This window comes from Microcoleus sp. Z1_A1, from assembly GCF_036700305.1.
Classification (GTDB): domain Bacteria; phylum Cyanobacteriota; class Cyanobacteriia; order Cyanobacteriales; family Microcoleaceae; genus Microcoleus.
Genome location: NZ_JAUBOR010000056.1, coordinates 1 through 22,632, shown reverse-complemented (window position 1 = coordinate 22,632; position 22,632 = coordinate 1). Strand labels below are relative to the sequence as shown.

At 45.5% G+C, this 22,632-nt stretch carries 19 protein-coding genes and 1 tRNA gene; 12 read left to right on the top strand and 8 right to left on the bottom strand.

The window, feature by feature from the left end:
- The first annotated feature begins 366 nt into the window (after nt 1-366).
- The 4 genes from QT973_RS24100 to QT973_RS24085 all read left to right on the top strand — a co-directional run bounded on the left by QT973_RS24100 (nt 367) and on the right by QT973_RS24085 (nt 2,430).
- Nucleotides 367-1,077 carry a peptidoglycan-binding protein gene (locus QT973_RS24100; RefSeq protein WP_333312985.1) on the top strand — a complete coding sequence of 237 codons (711 nt, stop codon included), beginning with the start codon at nt 367-369 and terminating at the stop codon, nt 1,075-1,077.
- Between the two features lie 318 nt (nt 1,078-1,395).
- A tRNA-Leu gene (locus tag QT973_RS24095) sits at nt 1,396-1,477 on the top strand.
- Between the two features lie 224 nt (nt 1,478-1,701).
- The gene (locus QT973_RS24090; RefSeq protein ID WP_445243027.1) at nt 1,702-2,064 is read left to right on the top strand and encodes a DUF433 domain-containing protein; all 363 of its coding nucleotides are present in this window, start codon (nt 1,702-1,704) and stop codon (nt 2,062-2,064) included.
- A gap of 3 nt (nt 2,065-2,067) precedes the next feature.
- The gene (locus tag QT973_RS24085; protein ID WP_333053246.1) at nt 2,068-2,430 is read left to right on the top strand and encodes a DUF5615 family PIN-like protein; all 363 of its coding nucleotides are present in this window, start codon (nt 2,068-2,070) and stop codon (nt 2,428-2,430) included.
- Between the two features lie 405 nt (nt 2,431-2,835).
- On the opposite strand, the gene QT973_RS24080 is transcribed toward QT973_RS24085, so the two are convergent.
- The 5 genes from QT973_RS24080 to QT973_RS24060 all read right to left on the bottom strand — a co-directional run bounded on the left by QT973_RS24080 (nt 2,836) and on the right by QT973_RS24060 (nt 9,757).
- A complete protein-coding gene (locus tag QT973_RS24080) occupies nt 2,836-5,199 on the bottom strand; it encodes a DUF3488 and DUF4129 domain-containing transglutaminase family protein (RefSeq protein WP_333392348.1) in 2,364 nt (787 codons plus the stop codon).
- Nucleotides 5,200-5,624: 425 nt separating this feature from the next.
- Entirely contained in the window at nt 5,625-6,695 is a 1,071-nt protein-coding gene (locus QT973_RS24075; protein ID WP_333053248.1) for a hypothetical protein, read from the bottom strand.
- Nucleotides 6,688-7,869 carry a heterocyst differentiation protein HetZ gene (hetZ, locus tag QT973_RS24070; RefSeq protein ID WP_333053249.1) on the bottom strand — a complete coding sequence of 394 codons (1,182 nt, stop codon included), beginning with the start codon at nt 7,867-7,869 and terminating at the stop codon, nt 6,688-6,690. The genes QT973_RS24075 and hetZ overlap by 8 nt, the downstream gene beginning before the upstream one ends.
- A 67-nt stretch (nt 7,870-7,936) precedes the next feature.
- Entirely contained in the window at nt 7,937-9,118 is a 1,182-nt protein-coding gene (locus tag QT973_RS24065; RefSeq protein WP_333053250.1) for an RNA-guided endonuclease TnpB family protein, read from the bottom strand.
- A 342-nt stretch (nt 9,119-9,460) separates the two neighbouring features.
- Entirely contained in the window at nt 9,461-9,757 is a 297-nt protein-coding gene (locus QT973_RS24060) for a hypothetical protein (RefSeq protein ID WP_333053251.1), read from the bottom strand.
- 407 nt (nt 9,758-10,164) lie between these two features.
- Here QT973_RS24060 and QT973_RS24055 point away from each other — a divergent pair, with 407 nt between their 5' ends.
- The gene (locus QT973_RS24055) at nt 10,165-10,704 is read left to right on the top strand and encodes a Dps family protein (RefSeq protein ID WP_333053253.1); all 540 of its coding nucleotides are present in this window, start codon (nt 10,165-10,167) and stop codon (nt 10,702-10,704) included.
- Between the two features lie 173 nt (nt 10,705-10,877).
- Here QT973_RS24055 and QT973_RS24050 read toward each other — a convergent pair whose 3' ends face one another.
- Entirely contained in the window at nt 10,878-11,246 is a 369-nt protein-coding gene (locus QT973_RS24050) for a hypothetical protein (RefSeq protein ID WP_333053254.1), read from the bottom strand.
- A 21-nt stretch (nt 11,247-11,267) separates the two neighbouring features.
- Nucleotides 11,268-11,390 carry a hypothetical protein gene (locus QT973_RS24045; protein WP_333053255.1) on the bottom strand — a complete coding sequence of 41 codons (123 nt, stop codon included), beginning with the start codon at nt 11,388-11,390 and terminating at the stop codon, nt 11,268-11,270.
- 799 nt (nt 11,391-12,189) lie between these two features.
- Between QT973_RS24045 and QT973_RS24040 the strand changes: the two genes are divergently transcribed.
- The 4 genes from QT973_RS24040 to QT973_RS24025 all read left to right on the top strand — a co-directional run bounded on the left by QT973_RS24040 (nt 12,190) and on the right by QT973_RS24025 (nt 18,226).
- A complete protein-coding gene (locus tag QT973_RS24040) occupies nt 12,190-13,221 on the top strand; it encodes a glycosyltransferase family 2 protein (RefSeq protein WP_333053256.1) in 1,032 nt (343 codons plus the stop codon).
- A gap of 127 nt (nt 13,222-13,348) precedes the next feature.
- Nucleotides 13,349-14,800, top strand: coding sequence for an NAD(P)/FAD-dependent oxidoreductase (locus QT973_RS24035; RefSeq protein ID WP_333053257.1), 1,452 nt, complete (start codon nt 13,349-13,351; stop codon nt 14,798-14,800).
- A 744-nt stretch (nt 14,801-15,544) separates the two neighbouring features.
- Nucleotides 15,545-16,939 carry a branched-chain amino acid ABC transporter substrate-binding protein gene (locus QT973_RS24030; RefSeq protein WP_333053258.1) on the top strand — a complete coding sequence of 465 codons (1,395 nt, stop codon included), beginning with the start codon at nt 15,545-15,547 and terminating at the stop codon, nt 16,937-16,939.
- 291 nt (nt 16,940-17,230) lie between these two features.
- On the top strand, nt 17,231-18,226 hold the full coding sequence (locus tag QT973_RS24025; protein ID WP_333053259.1) for a branched-chain amino acid ABC transporter permease: 996 nt from the start codon (nt 17,231-17,233) through the stop codon (nt 18,224-18,226).
- A gap of 128 nt (nt 18,227-18,354) precedes the next feature.
- Here QT973_RS24025 and QT973_RS24020 read toward each other — a convergent pair whose 3' ends face one another.
- Nucleotides 18,355-18,927, bottom strand: coding sequence for a Uma2 family endonuclease (locus QT973_RS24020; protein WP_333053260.1), 573 nt, complete (start codon nt 18,925-18,927; stop codon nt 18,355-18,357).
- Between the two features lie 108 nt (nt 18,928-19,035).
- On the opposite strand from QT973_RS24020, the gene QT973_RS24015 reads away from it, so the two are divergent.
- The 3 genes from QT973_RS24015 to QT973_RS24005 all read left to right on the top strand — a co-directional run bounded on the left by QT973_RS24015 (nt 19,036) and on the right by QT973_RS24005 (nt 22,557).
- Complete coding sequence (locus QT973_RS24015; protein WP_333392345.1) at nt 19,036-20,601, top strand: ABC transporter permease subunit; 1,566 nt, start codon at nt 19,036-19,038, stop codon at nt 20,599-20,601.
- 271 nt (nt 20,602-20,872) lie between these two features.
- The gene (locus QT973_RS24010) at nt 20,873-21,688 is read left to right on the top strand and encodes a class I SAM-dependent methyltransferase (protein ID WP_333392342.1); all 816 of its coding nucleotides are present in this window, start codon (nt 20,873-20,875) and stop codon (nt 21,686-21,688) included.
- A gap of 89 nt (nt 21,689-21,777) precedes the next feature.
- Nucleotides 21,778-22,557 carry an ABC transporter ATP-binding protein gene (locus QT973_RS24005; RefSeq protein WP_333053263.1) on the top strand — a complete coding sequence of 260 codons (780 nt, stop codon included), beginning with the start codon at nt 21,778-21,780 and terminating at the stop codon, nt 22,555-22,557.
- Nucleotides 22,558-22,632: the final 75 nt, after the last annotated feature.

Sequence of the window (22,632 nt, the reverse complement as noted above, 5' to 3'; positions counted from 1 at the left end):
GGGCTTTGGTAACGAAACATCTCGGAATCAATCGGCTTTATTAGGAATAGTGCGAACCGGCTCCTACTTCTAACAGGTAACTTCCAACTCGCAACTTCTGAGTGCTGGTGTCCCCATTGCCGAAATTCTAGAAACCGGGGCAGATATAGCAACCGCGACAGACGCTTAGAACTTTCTTAATGGCTCAAACCAATGCGGTCTATTACCCCTTCTCTCGGACTTCTTGTTACTCGATCGCGAAGTCGAAGGGCATTCTTCCTTCTTGCTTCTGCTATATGTCTCAGAAAGCTGTCCGGGTAATACAATTAGATTTAGAAACATGAAAACAGCGAAACCTTGTCAAACCTCACTAACAGGATGAAATTTATGCGTGTGACTACTGTTACGATTTTCAGCTTGATTGCTCTGCTCGCTCCCGGCTTAACCCGAAAGGCAATTGCTGCTTTTGACTCCGAACCCTTGGTGCAGGAAGAGTACCGCAGAGACTTTACGGCTCCCGCCGAGCCGGGTGCGTCAGCATCGCCGGAGGGAAAGTCCAAAGCAGATATGTTTAACAAGCCTTTTTACGCGGGCGAGCAGGCGCCAGTCAGAAAGGAAAAAACTATCTCGGCGGGTGCTGACGGGCCAGAAGTTGCAGCCATACAGCAACGGTTGCAGGTGCACAGTTTCAAGGTGGGGACGATCGACGGTACCTATGGCTCTCGCACTACATCGGCGGTTCGTGCTTTTCAGCAGTCTAAGGGTTTGAACGCAGATGGCATTGTGGATAAAGAAACTTGGACAGCTTTAGCAGCAGATCCGGCATCAGCTTCTGAAACTGTGCAGAGCAATGCTCCAACTCTGAGCAATGCTGCTGTTGCCGGCAATCCTCCAACTCTTCTGAATAAAGGCGCTGTCGGTTCCAAGGTGAAGACGCTACAGGTGCGTTTGGAAATGCAGGGTTACGATCCGGGCCCGATCGACGGCATTTTTGGCGCTCGCACTGCTACGGCTGTCAAGAGCTTTCAGGAGAATAAGGGTTTGACCGCTAGCGGCATGGTGGACGACACAACCTGGAAGGCGCTGGGCCAAAAGTAAGCGACGAGTGAAAAATACGGAAAATTGCTGTGGCGATAACTCATGATTGAACCCGGTGTCCCAAAATGACCGGGTTTCTCGATGTTGAGCGATCGAGCAATTTGGTCATCAGCCTGCGGATTTATCAGTGGGTCGCTTTCTTCAATCTAAAATCTAAAATCTCAAATCTAAAATCGATGTTGGGCGATCGAGCTATGGGGTCATCAGCCTGCGGATTTATCAGTAGGTCGCCGTATTCAATCTAAAATCCAAAATCTAAAATCTAAAATCGCTTGACCGATCGCTCTGTTGTGTGCTATAGTATTTAAATGTCAAAATGCGGATATGGCGGAATTGGCAGACGCGCCAGATTTAGGTTCTGGTTCCGAGAGGAGTGAAGGTTCAAGTCCTTTTATCCGCATACTATCTAATACTTTATAAATCAAGGGTTGGAGGTTCATGCAACCAAGAATCCCGTTTTTTGCTCATGTTTCGCTGACTCTTGCGAGTAAGGCGGTCGATTCAAACACTCTGTGCGATCATCGCAATGTTCGAGCATTTGCGTACCCTTGACTGTGATGTTTTAACTTCTGATGATGCCGATCGGGCGAATCAAGGGATTCCCGATCACGAGTAGAATAGTAGATGGCTAAAACAGGAAGTTTAGATATGGGACTTAATGAGTATTTTGATTTCTTAGCACCGGATGATATTCGTATTAAAGGACATCGCATCGGGATTGAGACGGTACTGTATGAGTATATTTATCGGGAACGCACCCCAGAAGAAATTCAGCAACTCTATCCCTCTCTCAGTTTAGCAGAAGTTTATACGACTATTTTGTATTATTTACAAAATCAAGAATCAGTAAGTAGATATTTGCAAGATTGGTTGGAGTGGTCGCATCAGCAGCGAAAAATGCAAGCAGCAAATCCCCATCCTGCAGCAGAAAGATTGCGAAAATTGAAAGCTGAACGGGAAAGGCAAACCGCGATCCAGGGTGCTTGAGGAATGGCACTTAAATATTTGATGGATGAGAATGTTACGCCCATTTATGCTACACAGCTTCGCCGGAAACGCCCCGATTTAGTAGTTTGGGCAGTGGGTGAAATTGGTACACCCCCAAAAAGCACCCTCGATCCGGAGATTTTGGTGTGGTGTGAGGAGCATAGCTTTATTTTGGTGACAAATAATCGCAAGTCAATGCCCGTGCATTTGGTAGATCATCTGGCTAAAGGTTGTCATATTCCAGGGATTTTCGTTTTGAATCAGGATTTAAGTATTGGGCAAAATATTGAGGAATTGATTTTGATTGTTGATGGTTCGTTTGATAACGAATACCAAGACCGAATCATTCATCTCCCCTTAACATAAATCCACACTCCGATCGCGATCTAGAGAATGCTTGGCGTTAAGCTGTTCGGCATTTAAAGGGCTTGCGTAAGGTGCGTCAGCATCTAAGGTTTTCCGTTTCAGCGTAAGGGTTCTAGCTGACGCACCCTACTAGCCTCGTTACTGGTTTAAATGCTCCACAGCTTATTACGATCGCCACCACCAAGAAATCGATCGCCTCATTGTTGCTCATCAAACCGATGATTGAAAGCGTGAGGCTGTATTAAGAGTGAAATTTTGCGATCGCAATCAGATGATGCGCGGGTGGCCAGAAACCGGGTTTTTGCCCAGAAGACGCCATGCAGCCGTAGAAACCGGAAAAACCCGGTTTCTTGGGTTTTTCTCCGTAACTCCTATTTGTGGAGAAGCAATTTCCCTCGCCGATTTTTATCTTAACTTTTTGAGTTTCTTCAAGTGCGATCGCCTCAAATTTTCCACCAACTGCCGCAACTGGTTCAAATTACCCGCTTCGCCGCCATACTTCCAGCGCACGTAAGCTTGCGAAACTTCATCAATCACCTCAGCTTCATCAGTTGCATGATTACCGCGCATAGCCTCAGCATACTCCAAAGGCGTTTGAGCTTTCTGCTTGGCAAAACCCCTACTCGCCAAATCCTTCAACATTTCCTGATAAACCCCCTCCACCGGCGGCAACTTCGCCAGCCAGCGGCGGTGGCGCCACTTGCGCCACAGTTGCCAAATTAACCAGCCAATAAAGCCAAAGGCGATCGCAGCAATCAAACCAGTAAATAACCCCACCCAACCCCTAGCAAACTGTCCCAGAAACCAGCCCACAATCAAAGTTATCCAGCCAATTAGAAAACCTATAACTGAATCCAGCCCGCTTCTGAGAGGAGTCGGTAGCCAACCCGCGATCCACTTCCAAAACGATTCCAGCGCACTAAAAGTCTGGTTGTCTTCCACCGAAGCCGGAATCAGCGGATAACCGGGAATCGGATTAAAACCAAACCAGCCGTGATTGGGAAAATATACCTCCGTCATCAAAAAAGCGTCGGTATTTTTCACAACGTAGTAACCAGTAAACGGGTTAAATTCCCCCGTATCGAAGCCGCCCGCCAGTCGCGCCGGAATCCCGATCGATCTCAGCATAATTGTCAGTACCGTCGAAAAGTGGTCTGGATATCCCCCTGTAACTTTTTTGCCGCCCTGGGTGTTTTTGTAGCCAAACAGAAAAGCCTGGACTAAATCTTCACCTTCTTCTAAGTAAGGCAAAGCTTTTTCTATTTTGTAATTCGGATTTTGCTTTAAATATTGAGCCAAATACAAAGCTTTTTCGTAAGGAGAATCTATCGGTCTTTCCGACTGAGATACTCTAGTTCTTGCCGCCAAGATTTCTTCAGTTTTTTCTCGCACCTTTTTGGCAATTTCCGGGGGTACATCCAAATAAAACTTGCGAATATTTTTCGGGTAATCAGTACCAGTTTTACCTAACAAAGAGCGATCGCGAAAAGGCACATTAGAAATCACCGTATAAGTCACACCCTCTCCCAATGCCGCAGGCGATCGCAAACCCCCCTCCGCATCAATCGCCACCTCTGGACTAGGAAAATAAAGCTCCTTCGGCTTGTTTAAAGCTGGAATCAAATTCGGCAACTGAGCGACAATAGTATAACTTTGAATCACCTCTTGAGTCCGAGGCGCATTGGGAAAAGGATTCAGATAAAATTGATAAGACCACCTAGGCCGAGTAAGCTTTTGAGCTTGTTCGTTGCGAGAAATTTCCCAACCCTGACCGGTGTATTTGTCAAAGCCTAATACTCGCCAAAAACCCGCAGCCTGCGATCGCACCCGCATCACCACTTCTGGTTTCATTTCCCCCCGCAAATTTTGATTGATGCGCTGGTTGAAACCGTAATAAAAAGTAGAGTCTACCTCTCCTGGCCCAGAGTCTGGGTTTCTCCCCGTTCCTCCGCCAGTTCCTTTTTCATTTCCCCCTCTAACATACCCTGGATTCAGAATGCTGCGCTCGTCAAACTCCCCCTGATATTCAATAGGAGCACTCACCGGAAAAGTCCGCAACTGATAGCCAGGGAGGCGTGGCAAAAACGCAAAAATAGTCAGCCCCAACCCGACAGTTATCAGTAGCAGCCAAGCAAAATACTTTGGGGATAAAGTAGCCGCAAATAGCGACAGGCTATCATTTTTCCCTTTACCTTGTGCTTTTTCGCCAATGGCTTCTGGCTTCAAAAATCCCAAGCGCGATCGATAATCCAAAACCAAAGTCGGAAGCGCTAAAGCCAAAAACACCAACAATAGCGGCGCAAAAGTCAAGGTTTGGCTGAGAGTCGCTGCTACCCCTAACAAAATTAGCCCGATTACCATCGAATAGCCCAAATCCTTGCGGCGGGGCAAATCGAAACTGTGCAGCACTTGAAGTTGGATTAACAGTTGCGCCAAAACTAACCGCGTATCATTCAATTCTCCCACCAAGCGGCTAAAAAAAGCGAACAGCGCCACCAGCATTCCAATAGCTATGCAGAACTTAGCAGCTACATTGCGATCGCGGCGGCGGTACCAACTCCAAGTTGCTCCCACAATACTAACAGGCACAGCCCACAGGTTCAGGGCTTCTTCAGCAGCAACGTCAGTAGCTACAATCCCCACAATTACCAACAACTGAACTAGGATTCGCAGCAGCAAAGAATCCTCAATCACCGGCGGAGGCATGGCCTCAATCTGCTCCCACAGCTTACCCAACACAGGTATATTTCGCAGGTTATCAGTTGTCATGTGCACCCATCCAACTATTTTAGATTTTAGATTTTAGATTTTAGATTGAATCCACAGATAAATCTGGATTTTACCTAATATCTAAACCTTATTTCTCGGTCAAACCATTTTAGATTTTAGATTTTAGATTGAACCCACAGATTAATCTGGGTTTTAACTAATATCTAAACCTTATTTCTCGGTCAAACCATTTTAGATTTTGGATTTTAGATTGAATCCACAGATTAATCTGGGTTTTAACTAATCTCCAAATCTTATTCCTCTGTCATTAGATTTTAGATTTACTCCACAGATGAATCTGAGGGCTTGAACTAATATCTAATTTTTTTTTGCTTTCTACGACCGAAGTCGAGGGATTGCATCTGTTTTGTGTGAGGTCAAACCACAGAGTAAAAAGCTAAATTCTTTACTCTAATTATACCTTTCTAGTTGCTATCTTGTCCTGTCCAAATTGGACGAATAGCAAACATCAAAGGTCTGGTATCGAAGTTTTGGAATCGAACTTCTAGAGCATAAGTCTTGTTAGGTTGCGGGTCAAACAACTCCACACTTAAATGCCCGGAATTCGGACGATGTGCAGTTGCTTCGGCATCTCCTCCCTTGAGTTCCAAACTTCCTGCCCCCGGAAATTGGCACTCAACTCTTAAACACGGCATTGGCTGTTCTCTGTTGCGGTTCGACAGATATTGAGCCTCCAGAGTCAGCGCACCCAAACCAGTCAGCCACTCCCGCGAAACCGGTGGCTGATTTACAGGACAATCGAGAGTTAGAGACTCAATGATTTCCTTGGCTGCCAACAGCGACAGCACCATTTGTTGATCGGTACTCGCTGCTTCGTAATTCGGGAAATCTTCTAAATCTAGAAGTCCCCGCAAAGAACCTCGGAGCACTAAACCAGCTAACTCGTTGAGTTCCTGAGACTGGCCCGGAAATAAGCCATCTACAGCGCGAACTAACTTCGATCCTTGCCGCAGCGACGACATTACCAATTCCTGACAAGGTTCTAGCAGTTGAGCAAAAACCCCTTGGGCGATCGGAATTGGCAGGCGGCCCCACCTGATATTTTGTAGTTGGGGAGTCCAGAGGTGTAGGGGGGGAACCCATTGCGGGGCTACATCGTCTGGGTAATCGTGGTCGTAGCTTTTGAATTCTGTTTCCCAGGGGAACAGCGGCGGGTTAGATTCAATTTCGGCTCTAAGCCTTTCTTTTAACAAGGTCTGAAAACGGTCTTGCACGGTCGGTATTTCTCCAATTGTCAGCGGTTGTGCGGGTGCATTGCTGTGCGCCCCCACTTGATAGTCCAGCGGGTCTGGTTCGTCCCATTCCCAGTATTCCACCCCGGAATTGTCTTCTGTGTCGCCCCACTCTTGTGAGCGAGGGGATGGATTGAGGTTTTCCTCATCTTCGCTAGAGGCATTCGCGATCGGCGCCTGCAATATCCAGTCTAAAAAATGGCGATCGAAAGCCTCTGCATCCCTGTTCGTTTCGTTATTCATCACTAGATGCCCCTTCTCCGGAATCTGAACGATTTCGCAATTCCCACGCAAGTTCCAGCAATTTAAACCACCGCTTCTGTACCTGGGCTACCGTGCTACCCAGGGTTTGGGCGATCGCTGACTCTGACAGACCCTGTTGTTTCAACTTTAGCAAACGCTGTCCCTCTGGGCCAATTTGCTCGCCAAACGCCTGCCACTGAGAAGGCAGCAAACCCAAATTGCGATCTAAGTCTGCTTCCAGCCACTGGTGAACGAGTTCCCAGCGGTGCGACATGGCGAACCTGAGCAAATGGTACTTGAAGCGCTGCTGTAAATAGTCTCTTTGGCGGGGAGTTATGCCCAGAAGCGACTCTATTTCATTAGTCGGCAAGTCTTGCAAGCGCAGCACGAAGTAATCGGCGCAGTCTTGTTGATTGCGCTCTTTTAAGTAACCCACTAATTCGTCAATCACGTTTTGCCGCAGAGATTCTGACTCGTCGCCTTGGGGGCGAATTGCCGCCGAACCCTGTCCGGCCATCGCTTCCCGCACTGAGTACACCGAGGTGTCGTTCCAAGTTTGGTCGGAATCTGAAGCCCCTCCCTCGGCGGCTTGTTCCATATCTACGGAGGTTTCTTTCGGCTGCTGCTGGGAAAAGGTTTGGGCCCGTAAAATAATTAGTTGCTGGCTGCGGTTCCGAGGTAAAGGAATGCGCCGCTTGCCGAAGCGCTCTACAAAGGCCATGTACTCTGCTAGTTCTAAGCGAGTGCGGGGACTGTAGGTGACGGGTAGTTGGGTTTCCCGCCGGAATGCCTTTAAAGCTTCCAGATAAAATCCTTGCAAAAAATCTTTGATCAGTTCTACTCGCGCCTGATAGCTAGACTGCACCTGCGGAGGGGTGATGTAGCGATAGACGATCGCGCTGAGGGTACTGTGCAATTCTACTCTACCGGGCCCGGAGCCTAAATTGTAATAGTGGAGGCATTGTTGCAAGCGGTGCTGAGCGAGGGTCTGGGCTGAACCTTCTATATCTCCAGAGGATTGAATCCGCTGGCTTTCAGTGCATATCCTGTTGACTTCTGCTGCGAGTCGCCCTGCTACATCTTGGCAGTTCTGCTCAGACGCGCGAGTGGACTTTTTGAGTTCGTCTAACAGCCGTTCAAATATGGTTTCCACGCTCTGGCAGATTTCCCGCATGATGGTTTACAGCTAACATTGACATCCACCCCGGCGTAAACGCACGGGGATTCCTAAGACTCACGACTTAGGTTTCTGCTTCCGTCCCTGACGGGGATTTCGCACCAGCCTTAACAGATTTACTCTGTTCTGGTCTTACGGTCGCTCCACAGACTGACACGGCAAGCCCTGCCGCCAAAATATTTTTTGCCGCATTAATATCTCGGTCATGGTGAGTGTCGCAATTAGGACAATCCCATTCCCGGATATTTAACGGCATCTTGTCAACGATGTGTCCGCAATTGCCACACCGTTTAGAACTCGGAAACCAGCGATCGATCTTAATTAAAGTACGGCTGTACCACTTACACTTGTATTCAAGTTGTCCGACTAATTCCCCCCAACTTGCATCACTTATAGCTAGGGCCAGTTTGGGATTTTTAACCATATTCTTCACAGCTAAGTCTTCTACGGCGATGGTTTGGTTTTCACACACCAACCGCGTTGTTAACTTGTGAAGACTATCTTTCCTTGCATCAGTGATTTCTTGATGCACTTTCGCTACTTTAAGCCGTGCTTTGTGACGGTTGTTTGACCCTTTTTGCTTGCGACTTAAAGATTTTTGCGCTTTTCTAAGTTGGCGATATTTTGCCTTGAATCCTTTGGGATTGGCAATCTTTTCGCCAGTGCTTAGAGTGAGCAAGCTTGTAACTCCCAGGTCGATACCAACTTGACTGCCTGACTGAGGTAATGCTTCAATTTCAACATTCACCAACAGAGAAACTGACCACCTACCTGATGGTGCAAGCTTCACGCTTAAGGTTGATGGTGTTGCACCATCAGGTAGTGTCCGGCTCCAGCGAATTGGTAACGCTTGTGTGCTTTTTGCTAGGTAGACTTGTCCATCTCTGAACTTAAATGCTGACTTGGTAAATTCTGCACTACCACCATTGCGTTTCTTTTTGAAGTTAGGATATTTGGCCCGCCCATCAAAAAAGTTGGTATAAGCCGTTTGTAAATGTCTCAAACATTGCTGCAATGGCACACAGCTAACTTCATTGAGAAAATTCAACTCTTCTGTTTTCTTCCATTCGGTTAACATTGAAGAAGTCTCAGCATAGCCTACCCGTTTCTGTTCTTCGTACCAAGCTTCAGTTCTTGTGGCTAAAGCACGGTTGTAGACCAAACGAACACAACCCAAAGTACGTCGCAACAAACTTTCTTGTTCCGGCGTTGGGTAGAATCGATAGCTGAAGGCTTTTAGTGTCATACTTATTTTAAGTACACCATTTCACATACTAGCACGTCTTGGGTGAAATGGTAGGTATTAACAAAAATTCATGTAAAGCCGTCCTAGAAGGACGGGGTTTCAAACCCAAATTTCTGATGAAAGTAGCACAGTTAGTAAAAGTATGGATCAATCTTTCCTACGGCTACTTTAGCCCGTATTCCCCACATAGGAAAAACTGTAATGCCCTCGATCTCCTCCTCGCTGCAAACGCTGAGGACTGCTTTTTTTTAATCTGTCCTGACACGCCATCCGCCAAAAACCAGGTTTCAACAATTGTCACTGCAACGATGGTTCATCAGAGGGTCTGGTTTGACAAAGCCTTCATGCACCTGCGGGCCCAAAACGCGGCACTGCGGTTGATACCTTCGGCTTAGTGGTGTGGTGGTCACAGCAGCAAGTGTTCCTGAAGGTGAAGCTAGCACACAACTTCTCCCGGCGTCTACTAGATGGGACAAAGGGTTTCACGGCTGTATTTGATCTGGGTCTTCCGCCACTTTTGCCATAAAGTTTCGACGGCGATCGCCCGTCTGTTTCTTGGCAGCATCCTTGAACGTGGATTGAAGGGTTTGAGTCAATATCATTTGTAGCATCCCAATCACACAGATCAGAACCGCTCATGTCCGAAAATCTGTTTCCTAGCCTTCTAGGATATAATGGGGTGATATTTAATTGCAAGTCCGTTATGCCGTCATTTAAACCCGCCCGCACAATTAAGTGTGTGTGATGTTCGTTACCTTCGGCATAAATTCCTTAATTTTTATTAACAATCAGAGTGCAGCCTTTTTATATAGCGGGATTGAGCGGGGACTCACCTGCCGCCCAATCGGTGTGATCGCCAAACAAAGGCGCTTCGGAACAATAAGTTTGAGTGCATCTATCTAAAGGTATCAATATTGCAATTACTTTAACCTGAAAAGCAGATATTTTACTAAAGTGCGATCGTCTTCGATCGTCCTCTGGGTTGATGTAAGTGACGGGCGAAATTTGTTCTAATAGTAAAGTTAGATTTGAAGGAACAATTTTCAATGCGTAAGTTAAACATAGGTCTATCTGACGAGCAACGTGCAGGCGTTATCGAACTATTGAATCACGACTTGGCAGATGCTTATCTGCTGTTAATCAAAACCAAAAAGTATCACTGGGATGTAGTGGGCCCGCAGTTTCGATCGCTCCACCAGTTGTGGGAAGAACACTATCAGGCGTTAACACTAAATATCGATGCTATGGCTGAACGGGTGAGAACTTTAGGTGGCTATCCAATTGGTACTGCTGAGGGTTTTCTGAAGTATGGCTCGATTAAAGAACATATCGGCGATTTGCCTTTGGCTACGGAAATGGTAGCGCGTTTAGTTGATGACCACGAACTGATTATTCGCAATCTCCGCAAACACGTAGAACAGTGCGGTGAAGAGTTTAAGGATGACGGAACCGCAGACTTTTTGACGGGTTTGATGGAACAGCACGAGCAAATGGCTTGGATGTTGCGCTCGTTTATTGAAGGGGAATCCCTTGCGCCAGATGGTAAGCAGCCGCAAGCTCAAACTGCTACAGCTTCTCACGCTTAGAGAGATTAAGTAGAAGGAAGAAGGAAGAAGTAAGAAGGAAGAATGGAAAATTTAGATTTTTTTATTTAACCCTCTTTCCTCATTCTTGATCGACCAACCAGGCAGAATTAAACGCCCTCTAGCTTCCTCAAAAACCCGGTTTCTTCAAAAAACCGGGTTTTTCAATTTTGGGTTTATGTAGATTTTCGATTTCCTAAACTATTGAATCGCATTCTTTCGTATACCTGCGATGGCAACATTCTGTGAGCTTTCGTTCGCGCCTCAGTCCTAGCAACTGTCCTCCCTTCACTCGATTCTGATGCTTTTTTTAACTCTAACCCAGCTTCAGTTGGCGCTGTAACTATTATTTTTAATATACTTTCTATTGACAGCAGATACAAATTATGGCGCAAAAGTGCCATTGATAAATCTTCTTTGAACGATCGATACAGCCAAGATAATGTACTCCGGTGATTGCCACTGCGGTTGCTTTTGACAGCTAAGGAATGAGAATTAAATAACTTCCACTCTTGAAAGTGGGACGGGCGGGACGCCCATCCCACAATAATAATTAAAATTGTAAGTTATTTAATTCGCGATCCTAAGTAAATGTAAAAGTTGCTGCTATAGCAGCGATAAATGCTGCTGGGAATTTCGGGATGTTGCTGCCGGATATCTGCCATAATTAAAGAGTGAGATTTTGCCATTGCTGCATAGGAGCGCAAATTAAATAATTTACACAATGAAAGTGGGTTGGGCGTCCCGCCCCCCTTTCTGGACGGGCTTTCAGGCCCATCCCACAAGAACCATCACGCATTCTAAGTTATTTAATTCTCATTCCTAAGCTGGTATGATGACTGAAACTAAGGGCTGATTTAAAGTGTTTTGGAAGGTTTTCATGTAATATAAAAACTTGTTTATGTAAAAGTTTTGGTTCAAAGGGAACTAGCTAAGAGTATATTAGCAAATTACCAAAGCTCGATCGTACAGTGTCGGAAATTTTAAGACGTATATTTAAATTATATTGCCAAAAGTCATAAAGTGTGCATTGAGTCCGCAGTCGCGATCGAGACTTGGGGCAGCAGTCACTCGCGGATGAGGTCTGTAAAAGAAATTGTACCGCGCAAGTCCTGACAGTTCGTGGGTATCCGTATAAACGATGTTGGATTTTATACGGTGTGCCTACTTATAAAATCAAAGTCTTGTGTATGGCAACACAGCCACACCAAAATGCTGCAGGGGCTTTTTCCGAAGTTTACACAAACAATGATATATTTAAAGATTTTGTAAAGGTGTTGTCTACATCAGGTCACTCTCAGCAAGAGATGGCGTAAAATAGAAGTAAGAATGGGGAAAATTAAATCGAGAATACCAGCAAAAAATATAGTTGAAGATCAACAAAAATCGAGTTATAAATAAAAAAGTAGAGCTGATTTTACCCTTTGTAAAGTAGCACCCATAAAATTCCAGCAAATTTTAGCCCCTGCAATTTAAACAATTTAGGTAATGATTTCTACCGCCGACCCCACTGTATCCGTTATTATCCCAGTCCACAACGGGGGCTCTTACTTCCGCACCTGTTTGTCAAAACTGGCTCAAACTGTGCCCAGGCCGATCGAGATTATTGTAGTAGCAGATGGTGAAAGCGACGGTTCTTGGCGTCTAGCCCAGGAATTCGGCGCCAAAGTGATCAGGATTCCCGAATGCGGAGGGCCAGCGCGGGCCAGGAATTTGGGTGCCCAGGCTGCAAAGGGAGATATTCTGTTTTTTGTGGATGCTGATGTCGCTGTTTGTCCAGAAGCTGTGGGCTATGCGATATCGGTGTTCAAAAATAATCCCTACTTAGCTGCTTTCATCGGCTCTTACGACGATGCTCCCGGAGATCCTGATTTTCTATCGCAGTACAGGAACTTGCTGCACCACTACGTGCACCAAACAGGTAACGAAGAAGCTTCGACTTTTTGGGGCGCTTGCGGAGTGATTCGTCGGGAAATTTTTTTGCAAATGGGTGGCTTTAATGAGAGTTACCGCCAAGCTTCGATCGAAGATATTGAGTTCGGCTACCGTTTGAAACAAGCAGGTTATAACATTCGGCTGTGCAAAACATTGCAGGTGAAGCATTTAAAGCGGTGGAAGCCTATGGGTATGGTGAAAGCTGACTTTTTCTACCGAGCGCTGCCTTGGACAGAACTGATTTGGCGCGATCGCAAATTGAATAACGACCTCAACTTGCAAGTTTCAAACCGCATCAGCGTGATTTTAACTTATGCAGTCCTGCTGGCAACTTTGGGAACCTGCTGGTCGGTGAGCTTTCTGCTACTGGCTGGTTTGCTGGCAATACCGCTGGTAGCAATTAATGCACCGCTTTACCGATTTTTTCACCGTAAACACGGTATCCTATTTGCCCTGAAAACTATTCCGTGGCACTGGCTTTTCTACTTTTACAGCGGACTGGCATTCGCGATCGGCACGGGTCGCTACTTATACCAAAAAAAGCCTGTGACTGGCAAAGTTAGCTTGCCAGTATCCGCTCAATAAATCAAGGCAAATTGTCCTTCAAAATCAGGTAGCTCAATAGGTTCTCAGGGTATTCACGGGTGCATCTGTAACTTGGACAAGTTATAAATAATTGTATGGTTCGATAAAAAAGCTGGAGGTAGGCTGAGTGAAACATTATCCGGTTGCGATCGTCGGTGCAGGCCCTGCGGGCTTGACTGCTGCCTACGAGCTAGTCAAGGAAGGCATCATCCCTGTTGTACTAGAAAAAGGTGATAAAGTTGGGGGAATAGCTCGCACAGAAACCTACAAAGGCTATCGTTTCGACATTGGCGGCCACCGCTTTTATACTAAAGTTGAAGCCGTGCAGCAGTTGTGGCAAGAGGTACTGGGAAATGAGTTTATTAAAGTGCCACGATTGTCGCGAATTTTTTATCGAGGTAAATTTTTCAACTATCCGATTAGTGCCTTCAATACTCTCTTTAATTTGGGCATAATTGAGAGTACGCTGATTATTTTGAGTTATCTGAAAGTGAGAATTTGGCCACTTACGGAAGAAAAAACTTTTGAACAATGGGTTATCAATCGTTTTGGGGAACGCTTGTATAAAACATTTTTTAAGACTTACACTGAAAAAGTTTGGGGCATTCCTTGTTCGGAAATTCAAGCAGATTGGGCGGCGCAGCGGATTAAAGGATTGTCGCTGACGACAGCAATTATTAATGCTTTGTTTGGCAGCAACGACACTAAAACATTAATCAAAGAGTTTGATTATCCGGCTTTGGGGCCGGGGATGATGTGGGAAAAGTTCGCGGAAGCTGTGGAGAATAAAGAGGGCAAAGTTTATCTCGATACTAAAGTGATTAGCTTTGAGCGTGAAGGTAATAAGATTAAAAGTATTACTGCGGAGCAAAACGGAGAATTAGTTCAATATTCGGCGGATAATTTCATTACAAGTATGCCGATATCGGCGCTGGTAGCAAGAATGAAACCGCAGCCCCCCGAAGAGGTGTTGCACGCCGCGCGATCGCTCAAATATCGAGATTTTTTGATTGTAGCGCTGATTGTCGATCGCAAGGATTTGTTTCCTGACAACTGGATTTACATTCACTCTCCCGAAGTCAAAGTTGGACGAATTCAAAACTTTAAGAATTGGAGCGCTGCTTTAGTTCCTGATGTCAGCAAAAGTTGTTTAGGAATGGAATATTTCTGTAGCGTAGGCGACGAGATTTGGGAAATGTCGGACGCGGAACTTGTCGAATTAGCAACTCGCGAGTTGGTTGGTTTGGGGTTAGCAACAACTGCTGAGGTGCAAGATGGAGTTGTCATACGGCAACTTAAAGCTTATCCAGTTTATGATGGGGAATATCGAGGACACTTGCAGGTACTTGAAAGTTTTTTGAAGGGATTTGAGAATTTGCAGACGATCGGGCGAAACGGTATGCACCGATACAACAACCAAGACCATTCCATGCTGACGGGGATGCTGGCTGTGAGAAATATTCTCGGCGAAAAGCACGATTTGTGGGATGTGAATACTGAGCGATCGTACTATGAAGATTTTAGTGTCGATCGCTCAAAAGAAAAAAAGGATTCGGATTTGATTTCGCAATCAAGCTGATTTGACGCTGGAGGGTTGAGAAAGGGAAAGGAAATCTGTATTTTCCTTTCCCTTTTAGTTTTTAACTGGTTGAACAGGTTTTAACTGGTTCCCCGGAAGCTCCTGGAAACCCATTGACCGAGGCTCTGCCTCATTTCCTGGGCTGGTACGCCTTCCCAGGAAGTTCACGGGAACGAGAGAAAAAGCTTGTTGCAGCGGTGTATCTTTAAGAGTTCACTTGACACTCCCCTGCCTGAAGGCGAGGGGATTCTTGGTTCTGCGACATACCTTAAAACTATCTATCCTTGCGGCAGTGTTTAAACCTGGTATCCGTTCAAAAGAACCAAATATCGAGCTTAATTTAGATAACCTCAGAGGGTTTGTCTCCCCAAGCTTTCGAGAATTGCTTCTCTTGTTTCTGTGGGGCACACAGTACATTTTAGAAATAAAAAGTTTAGTCTCTGATTTTGGCTTGCATTAGTTAGCCCAGCTATGTTTTTCGTGGTTTTCGCCACCCACTAACCATTATTGTTTTCCGACCTATCGTTTGAGCGTGGTGTCTCATGTGTATCGGCGGTTATTCTACCTGTAGTATAGTTATTCTACTCTACAATGAACACAATGCAAGAAAGTTCAAGAAAACAATTAACAAAAGTTGATAATTAATTAAAGCCGTCCTAGAAGGACGGGGCTTTAGACCCAATTTCTTGGTAAAACTTGAAAATCTGTGCTAACTCTTGACTTACAGACTTAGAGAGTGGAAATATGCTAAGACGCAACCAACAAACGAACCAACCTATGAACTTTTCCCAGAAGTCAGGCGGCAAAAGTGCCACACCCCCAAAAATCAACTCAACACACAATCTCGGCGTCGTAGGATTGCGGAAATTACTTTTTGCCGCCGGAATAGCCTCTCTGTGCGCTAGCTGTCAAAATCCTGAAGCACCCACCGCCACAACTCCCGGAGGCAGCCCCGGAACCAGTCCCGCAGCCACTCCCGTCGCAGTCAGCAGCCCCGGAGACCCAAATACTGTCAAAATTGTCTCCATGCTGCCCATGACAGGCAGCGCCTTGGGTCAAGCTCAAACAATGGTCAACGGCATCCAACAAGCCCTCGCCGAAACCAACTCCAAAGCTTGCGACGGCAAAATCCAAATCCAATACGAAGTTTTCGATGACGCCACCGCCGCCGCCGGCAAATGGGACCCGGCCCAAGTAACCTCGAACTCCAACAAAGCCGTCGCTGACGCTTCGGTAGTTGCCGTCATCGGTCACTATAACTCCGGTGCCGCCAAACTTTCCATTCCCGTGCTCAACCAAGCTAACATCGTCATGATCAGTCCGGCCAACACTTATCCGGGACTGACTAAACCAGGAAAAGGCGAAGCCAAAGAACCTAACGTTTATTATCCCACAGGCACTCGTAATTTCACCCGCGTTGTCCCCGCTGACGACCTTCAAGGGGCTGTAGCTGGCAACTGGGCGAAATCTTTGGGCGTACAAAAAGTCTACATTCTCGACGACCAAGAACTCTACGGCAAAGGCATCGCTGATGTTTTTGAAGCCACTGCTAAAAAGTTGGGAATTCAAGTCCTCGGAAGAGAGGGAATTGATATTAAAGCTAGCGACTATAAGGCGTTAATGAATAAGATCAAAGCTTTAAATCCAGACCTGATTTACTTCGGTGGCACTACTCAAAGCAACGCCGGACAAATAATTAAAGACATGAGAAATGTTGGGATGGCGGCTGATGCAGTTAAATTCATGGGGCCCGACGGCATTAAAGAGCAAGCTTTAATTGACGCGGCGGGCAAAGATGCCGAAGGAGTTTACGCTACTTTTGGCGGCTTGCCTCCTCAAGAATTGACTGGTGCGGGCGCGAAGTGGTACGAAAGTTACAAGGCAAAATATAATGCTGAACCGGAAGCTTATGCAGCTTACGCCTATGAAGCTGCTAAAGTTGCGATCGGCGCAATTAATAAAGTTTGCAAAAATGACCGCGCTGCTATCCGCGAAGCTGTCTTGGCAACTAAAGATTTTAACGGGGTACTCGGCACTTGGAGTTTTGACACCAACGGCGACACGAGCTTGACTACAATGTCAGGAAATGTTGTTAAAGGTGGCAAGTGGGAGTTCGTGAATGCGCTCAAGACGGAATAATTAATCAGAAGGAAGAGGGAAGTTCGGCAACGGATTTTATAACGGATGTAACGGATATCGGAAAGAAGGAAGAAGGAAGAAGGGATCATAAAAAATTATGCCTTTTTCCTTCTCCCTCCAATGTCCCATGCCCAATTCCCAATTCCTAATTCCTAATTCCCAATTCTCGATTCCCAATTCCCAATTCCCAATTCCCAATTACTCAAAAACATGAAAAACTGGAAAAGTATTCTCTTATATCTAGGTGTAGTTTATATAGTTTTGCTATTAGGTCCTATCGCAGGATTTGATTTGCCAAAAATCGTTGGAGAAATAGTCAGCAATCCTGAAGTTTTTATCCAACAATTATTAGTTGGTCTGGTCAACGGCGCGCTGATTGCAATTATTGCTTTGGGTTACACTATGGTTTATGGCATTATTGAGTTAATCAATTTTGCTCATGGCGATTTGTATATGTTGGGCGCTTTTGCTTCCCTAACCGTGTTCGGGGCTTTTGGGATTCAAGATGGCGCACCTTTAGGTATTGCTATACCGGTGATGTTAGTTGCTTTAATTGTATGTTCGGTTTTTTGTGCTGGACTCAATATTGTTGTGGAAAAGTATGCTTATCGACCTTTGCGAAATGCTCCCCGTTTGGCTCCTTTAATTTCGGCAATTGGAGTTTCTTTTATTTTCCAAAATATGGGGCTGTTTTGGGGAGGATTGAAAGCTTTTATTCCAGTGATGGGTTCTAATTCTGCTGCGCCGAAAAGCTTTCCCGATTTGTTGCCGCGAGTTGATATTTTTAAAGCTTTGGGAATTCAAACGAGTATTGTATTTACTACCAAGGATTTAATTGTGTTGGTAGTGGCGGTGGTATTGATGGTTTTGCTTCATGTGTTTGTGCAATACACTCGTCTGGGAAAGGCGATGCGGGCAACTGCTCAAAGTCGCGATGCTGCTAAAATTATGGGGATTAATGTCGATCAGATTATTGCTCTGACTTTTTTGATTGGGGGAGCTTTGGCGGGTTCGGCTGGGATTCTGGTTGGTTTGTACAACAATACTATTGTGTTTACGATGGGGTTTACGGCTGGTTTGAGGGCTTTTACGGCGGCGGTTTTGGGGGGAATTGGCAATATTGTCGGGGCGATGTTGGGAGGCGTTTTGATTGGGTTGCTTTCGTCTTTGAGCGACCAGTATTTATCGAGCCGCTGGACTAATGCTTGGGTGTTTGGGGTTTTGGTGGTGATTTTGGCTTTTCGGCCTGGGGGTTTGTTGGGCGAAAATGTTCAGGAGAAGGTTTGAAATTTTGGGTTTAAATAATCGCAAGAGATATTTAAGTAGACATGAAAAAACAGCACAGGCAGCTCCCAGATTTTTCATATAAGTTGGGGAACTAAAAGCGAGATCGTTTTACGTTTTAGTTTTACCTTTTAAATATTCCCTGGTTTGAGCCAGCTAAAAACTTCGCCTAAAGTCAACTGCATTTCCGGCATGAATTTGGGAACCGGAAGTATATCTGTTGGTTCTTGCAAGGAAATAGGCTGCTGCCTTGCGGGATAAGCTAAAATGTTTTTTTCATCGGGATCGAGCAACCAACCCATCTGACAACCGGCATTCAAACAGTGCAAAATATTGTTTGTGACTTTGGTTTGGCTTTGGGCTGGGGACAAAATTTCTATTGTCCAGTCTGGGTGAGCATTAAATGTATTGGCAATTTCGCCGTCAGCGTCTAGGGGAATGCGATTCCAAACAAAAATGGCGACATCGGGCACAATAGAACGTCCGCCAAAGGTGCAGCGAAGTTCTGGTAGGGCTAGGGCAATTTGCGGTTTCTCTGCGATGTCGTTGGTGACTGTTACGAGTCTTCCTTGTAGTTTGCTGTGTTTTCCTTGTGGCATAGGTTTTTGGACGATCGCACCTTTGATGTATTCGCTAGCGGGTTTGGTTTCTGGGAGTTGCAAAAACTCGTCGAGGGTGATAGTTTTTTGAGGTGCTTGTACCATATAGCGATCGCCCGTTTGAAGTGTGTTGCGGTAACAGTTCCAGTATATAGCAGTTGACAGTTGACAGTGAACAGTAAACAGTGACTAATAACTAATGACTAATAACTAATGACTAATAAAATAATCCAAGCAATTAAATCGACTGGTATTTTAGGGGCGATCGGCTCTTTGACTGTTTTGTTATTCGGCGGTTGGAGCGGCACGGTGATCGGGTGGCTGATGGGTACGGCTGCGGGCTTTATGAGCTGTCGGGAGCAGAAGGTTTACAGCCCGAAAATGGGTGCTGCGATCGGCAGTTTAGCCGGATTGGGATTGGGAGTTTGGCTGTTAGTTGCGAGTGTGGTAGAAGGGGTTTTGATTAGGCCTTTGTCTGGTCAACCTGCTGTTGCTTTGCCGACTACGCTGCTGTACGGGATTTGCAGTTTGACGATCGCAATTTTGACAGCTACGTTAATGGGTGCTTTGCAGGGTTTGCAGGGAGAAAGGCAGCGACTGGCAACTCTGGTGACATTAGCTTTTATTCTAATTCTGTTTCCGTTTATCGACATTCAAGCTCAGACTGGCTGGATTGCTACTGTAGTACAGATTCAAATCTTTATTATGTTGGCGCTGGGTTTGAATATTACTGTGGGTTTTGCGGGATTGTTGGATTTGGGATATGCGGCGTTTTTTGCGATCGGCGCTTACACGACGGCTTTGCTATCTTCTGGACAGTTAAATATTACTTGGAATTTTTGGGTGGTACTGCCGATCGCGGCCGGTGTAGCTGCGATCGCGGGCGTAATCCTCGGTATTCCGACACTGCGGCTCAAGGGCGATTATTTGGCGATTGTTACCCTCGGTTTTGGCGAAATTATCCCGGTTGTCTTTAGGAATTTAACCGCGATTCGGATCGACGAACCAGTCTCGAAGATTGTTGCGGCTGTTTTGGGTAAACCTGAGTTGGTGCTGTGTCTGGTTGGGTGCGATCGACCTTTTAACCTCACCGGCGGCGAAGCGGGAATAAACCCGATCGGGCGTCCATCTCTCCCCATTATCGGCACTTTCAGCACCGGCAACTACTTTCCCTGGTACTACCTAATTTTGCTGCTAGTTGTCTTTGCTTACTTCATGATTTCGCGGCTGCGAGATTCCCGCTTGGGCAGGGCGTGGAATGCCATGCGCGAAGATGAATTAGCTGCGAGTGCGATGGGAATTAACCTAGTCAAAACCAAACTTTCGGCTTTTGCGATGGGAGCGACGTTTTCGGGCTTTGCAGGCGCGTTTTACGCCGCCTATATCAGCGCGATTTTTCCCAGCGTTTTCGATTTCTCGGTGTCGGTAATCATCCTCTGTATGGTGATTTTAGGCGGTTTGGGCAACATGACCGGGGTGATTTTGGGGGCTATCATTATCATGTCTGCCGATCGGCTTTATCTGCCACAATTAGCGCAAGTCCTCAAGGGTTTTCTGAATACTTTTGTACTCCCCAGGATTGCAATTCCCCAGTTGCGAGACTTTCTGGCCACCAGTTTAGACCCGATTCAAATGCGCTTATTTCTATTCGGCCTAACTCTTGTTGTCATGATGCTCGTGCGGCCGGAGGGGCTGATTCCTGATAAGATACACCAAGCTGAACTGCATTCGGATGCTGAAGCGAGCAATGAGTCTTTAGCAGATGCGAGAAGTCAATAAGTAGGTAAGGGCAAAAACCATAGTATTTGGTAGGCGGATTTAGCTAATAATCTAGGATGCAACTCACATTTTGCACCATTCTCAAGAACAGGCAAGATGCCTGTTCCACAATAAAATTCACTCTTTGTGGAACAGGCATCTTGCCTGTTATAAAAACCTTATTTAGAATGGTGCAACATCTCAGATACAAGGGAGTTTAGGGGTGTAAAAACCCCGTGCCCATCTAAGGTTTATTTGTAACCAACTACTTAGTAAGGGTGAAAGATTAGCCATGAACAATGTAACTGGTACTGCTTTTATCGTTGCGGAATTTAGAGCAGAAGAGAATGAAGAGGCAATTCCTCTTTACACTGATCATGTAGTAAAAATCTGGCTGAATGAGGAAACAAAAGAAATAGCTGCCAAAATATCTCAAAACTCTCCCGCAGCCAAAGAAATGGTTAAGTTGCGGACTAAATATTTTGATGATGTTTTGTCTAATCAAATTTTAGGAGGTTGCAAGCAAGTAGTTATTTTAGGTTCGGGTTTGGATACTCGCGCTGCTAGAATTAATGGCGAAAAAGTCACTTATTTTGAAATAGACGATCGCGCTACTCTTCAATTAAAAGCAGAAACTCTCAAAGCTAACAGAGTTACTGCCAATGTTCGCTACCTTCCCGGCGATTACGTAAAAGACGGTTTAATCTCCTTGCTGAAACAGAGCGAAGTTGATTTCGAGCGACCGACATATTTTTTGTGGGAAGGCAACACTACTTTGGTTGACAAAAAAGATGTAATATTTGTATTAGAACAAATTCGCGACAATGTTGATAATTTTCGATTGTCCTTTGATTATATGTCAGAGGGGGTAATTTTGAGAACCACGGGCTACCAAGATATCAATGATTACATAGATAAATACGAAAGTATGTATGCACCGTGGATTACGGGGTTTGAAAAGATTGCAACTTTGGCTGACGAACTCCATTTCAAACTTATTGAAAACTTTTCGACTGCCGATTTACACGCACAATATCGCCCTGGCTGTTCGCTAGAATCTAATCTTTTTAAGTTCTATTTTGTCTGTACGTTAGAGAATATGCCCTAAAATCTCCCAATCCCGAATTGATTCGTGTGCGTGAAAGCTTGTGACGAGGACGATCGCACTACTATAAAATCTTAGAAAACAGAACCAAAATGTCATTATTAGAAGCACAGCAACTTACAATGCGATTCGGCGGTTTGACTGCGGTCAACCAGGTTAGTTTAACATTGGAAAAAGGCTCGATCGCCAGTTTGATCGGCCCCAATGGTGCGGGCAAGACTACTTTTTTTAATATGCTGACGGGTATCTACAAACCGAGTGGCGGTCAGTTGCTTTTGGAACAAAAAAATATCACGGGTTTACCTCCCGATCGCCTGACAACTTTCGGCATTGCTAGAACTTTTCAAAATATCCGCTTGTTTAACAACATGACTGTGCTGGATAATGTTTTAGTAGGTAGACACTGCCGATTAAAAACAGGTTTGTTGGGTGCAATCCTCCGCAGTCCGGCTGTGATTGTAGAAGAGCGGGAAGCTAAGAAAAAAGCCTTGACTATGCTTGATTTTGTCGGTTTAGGTGCTTCTAAAGCGCTGGAGTTGGCAAAAAACCTTTCCTACGGAGACCAGCGCAGATTGGAAATTGCCAGGGCTTTGGCTTCCGATCCGAAAGTGCTGCTTTTGGACGAACCTACGGCGGGGATGAATCCGAACGAAACGGCTGATTTAACTCGCTTTATTTACCGAATTCGCGATGAGTTGAATTTGAGTATTTTGCTGATTGAACATGATATGAAGGTGGTGATGGGAATTAGCGATCGCGTGAGTGTTATGGAGTACGGTACTAAAATTGCTGAGGGAACTCCCGATCAAGTTCGCGCCGATCCTCGCGTAATTGAGGCATATTTGGGAAAAGAAGAAGATGGACATGGATAGTATACAGCACTTTCCAGGTAAGTGAAGTACAGAGAAACCGGGTTTCTTGAATAAAACCGGTTTCTGGCGAGAAAT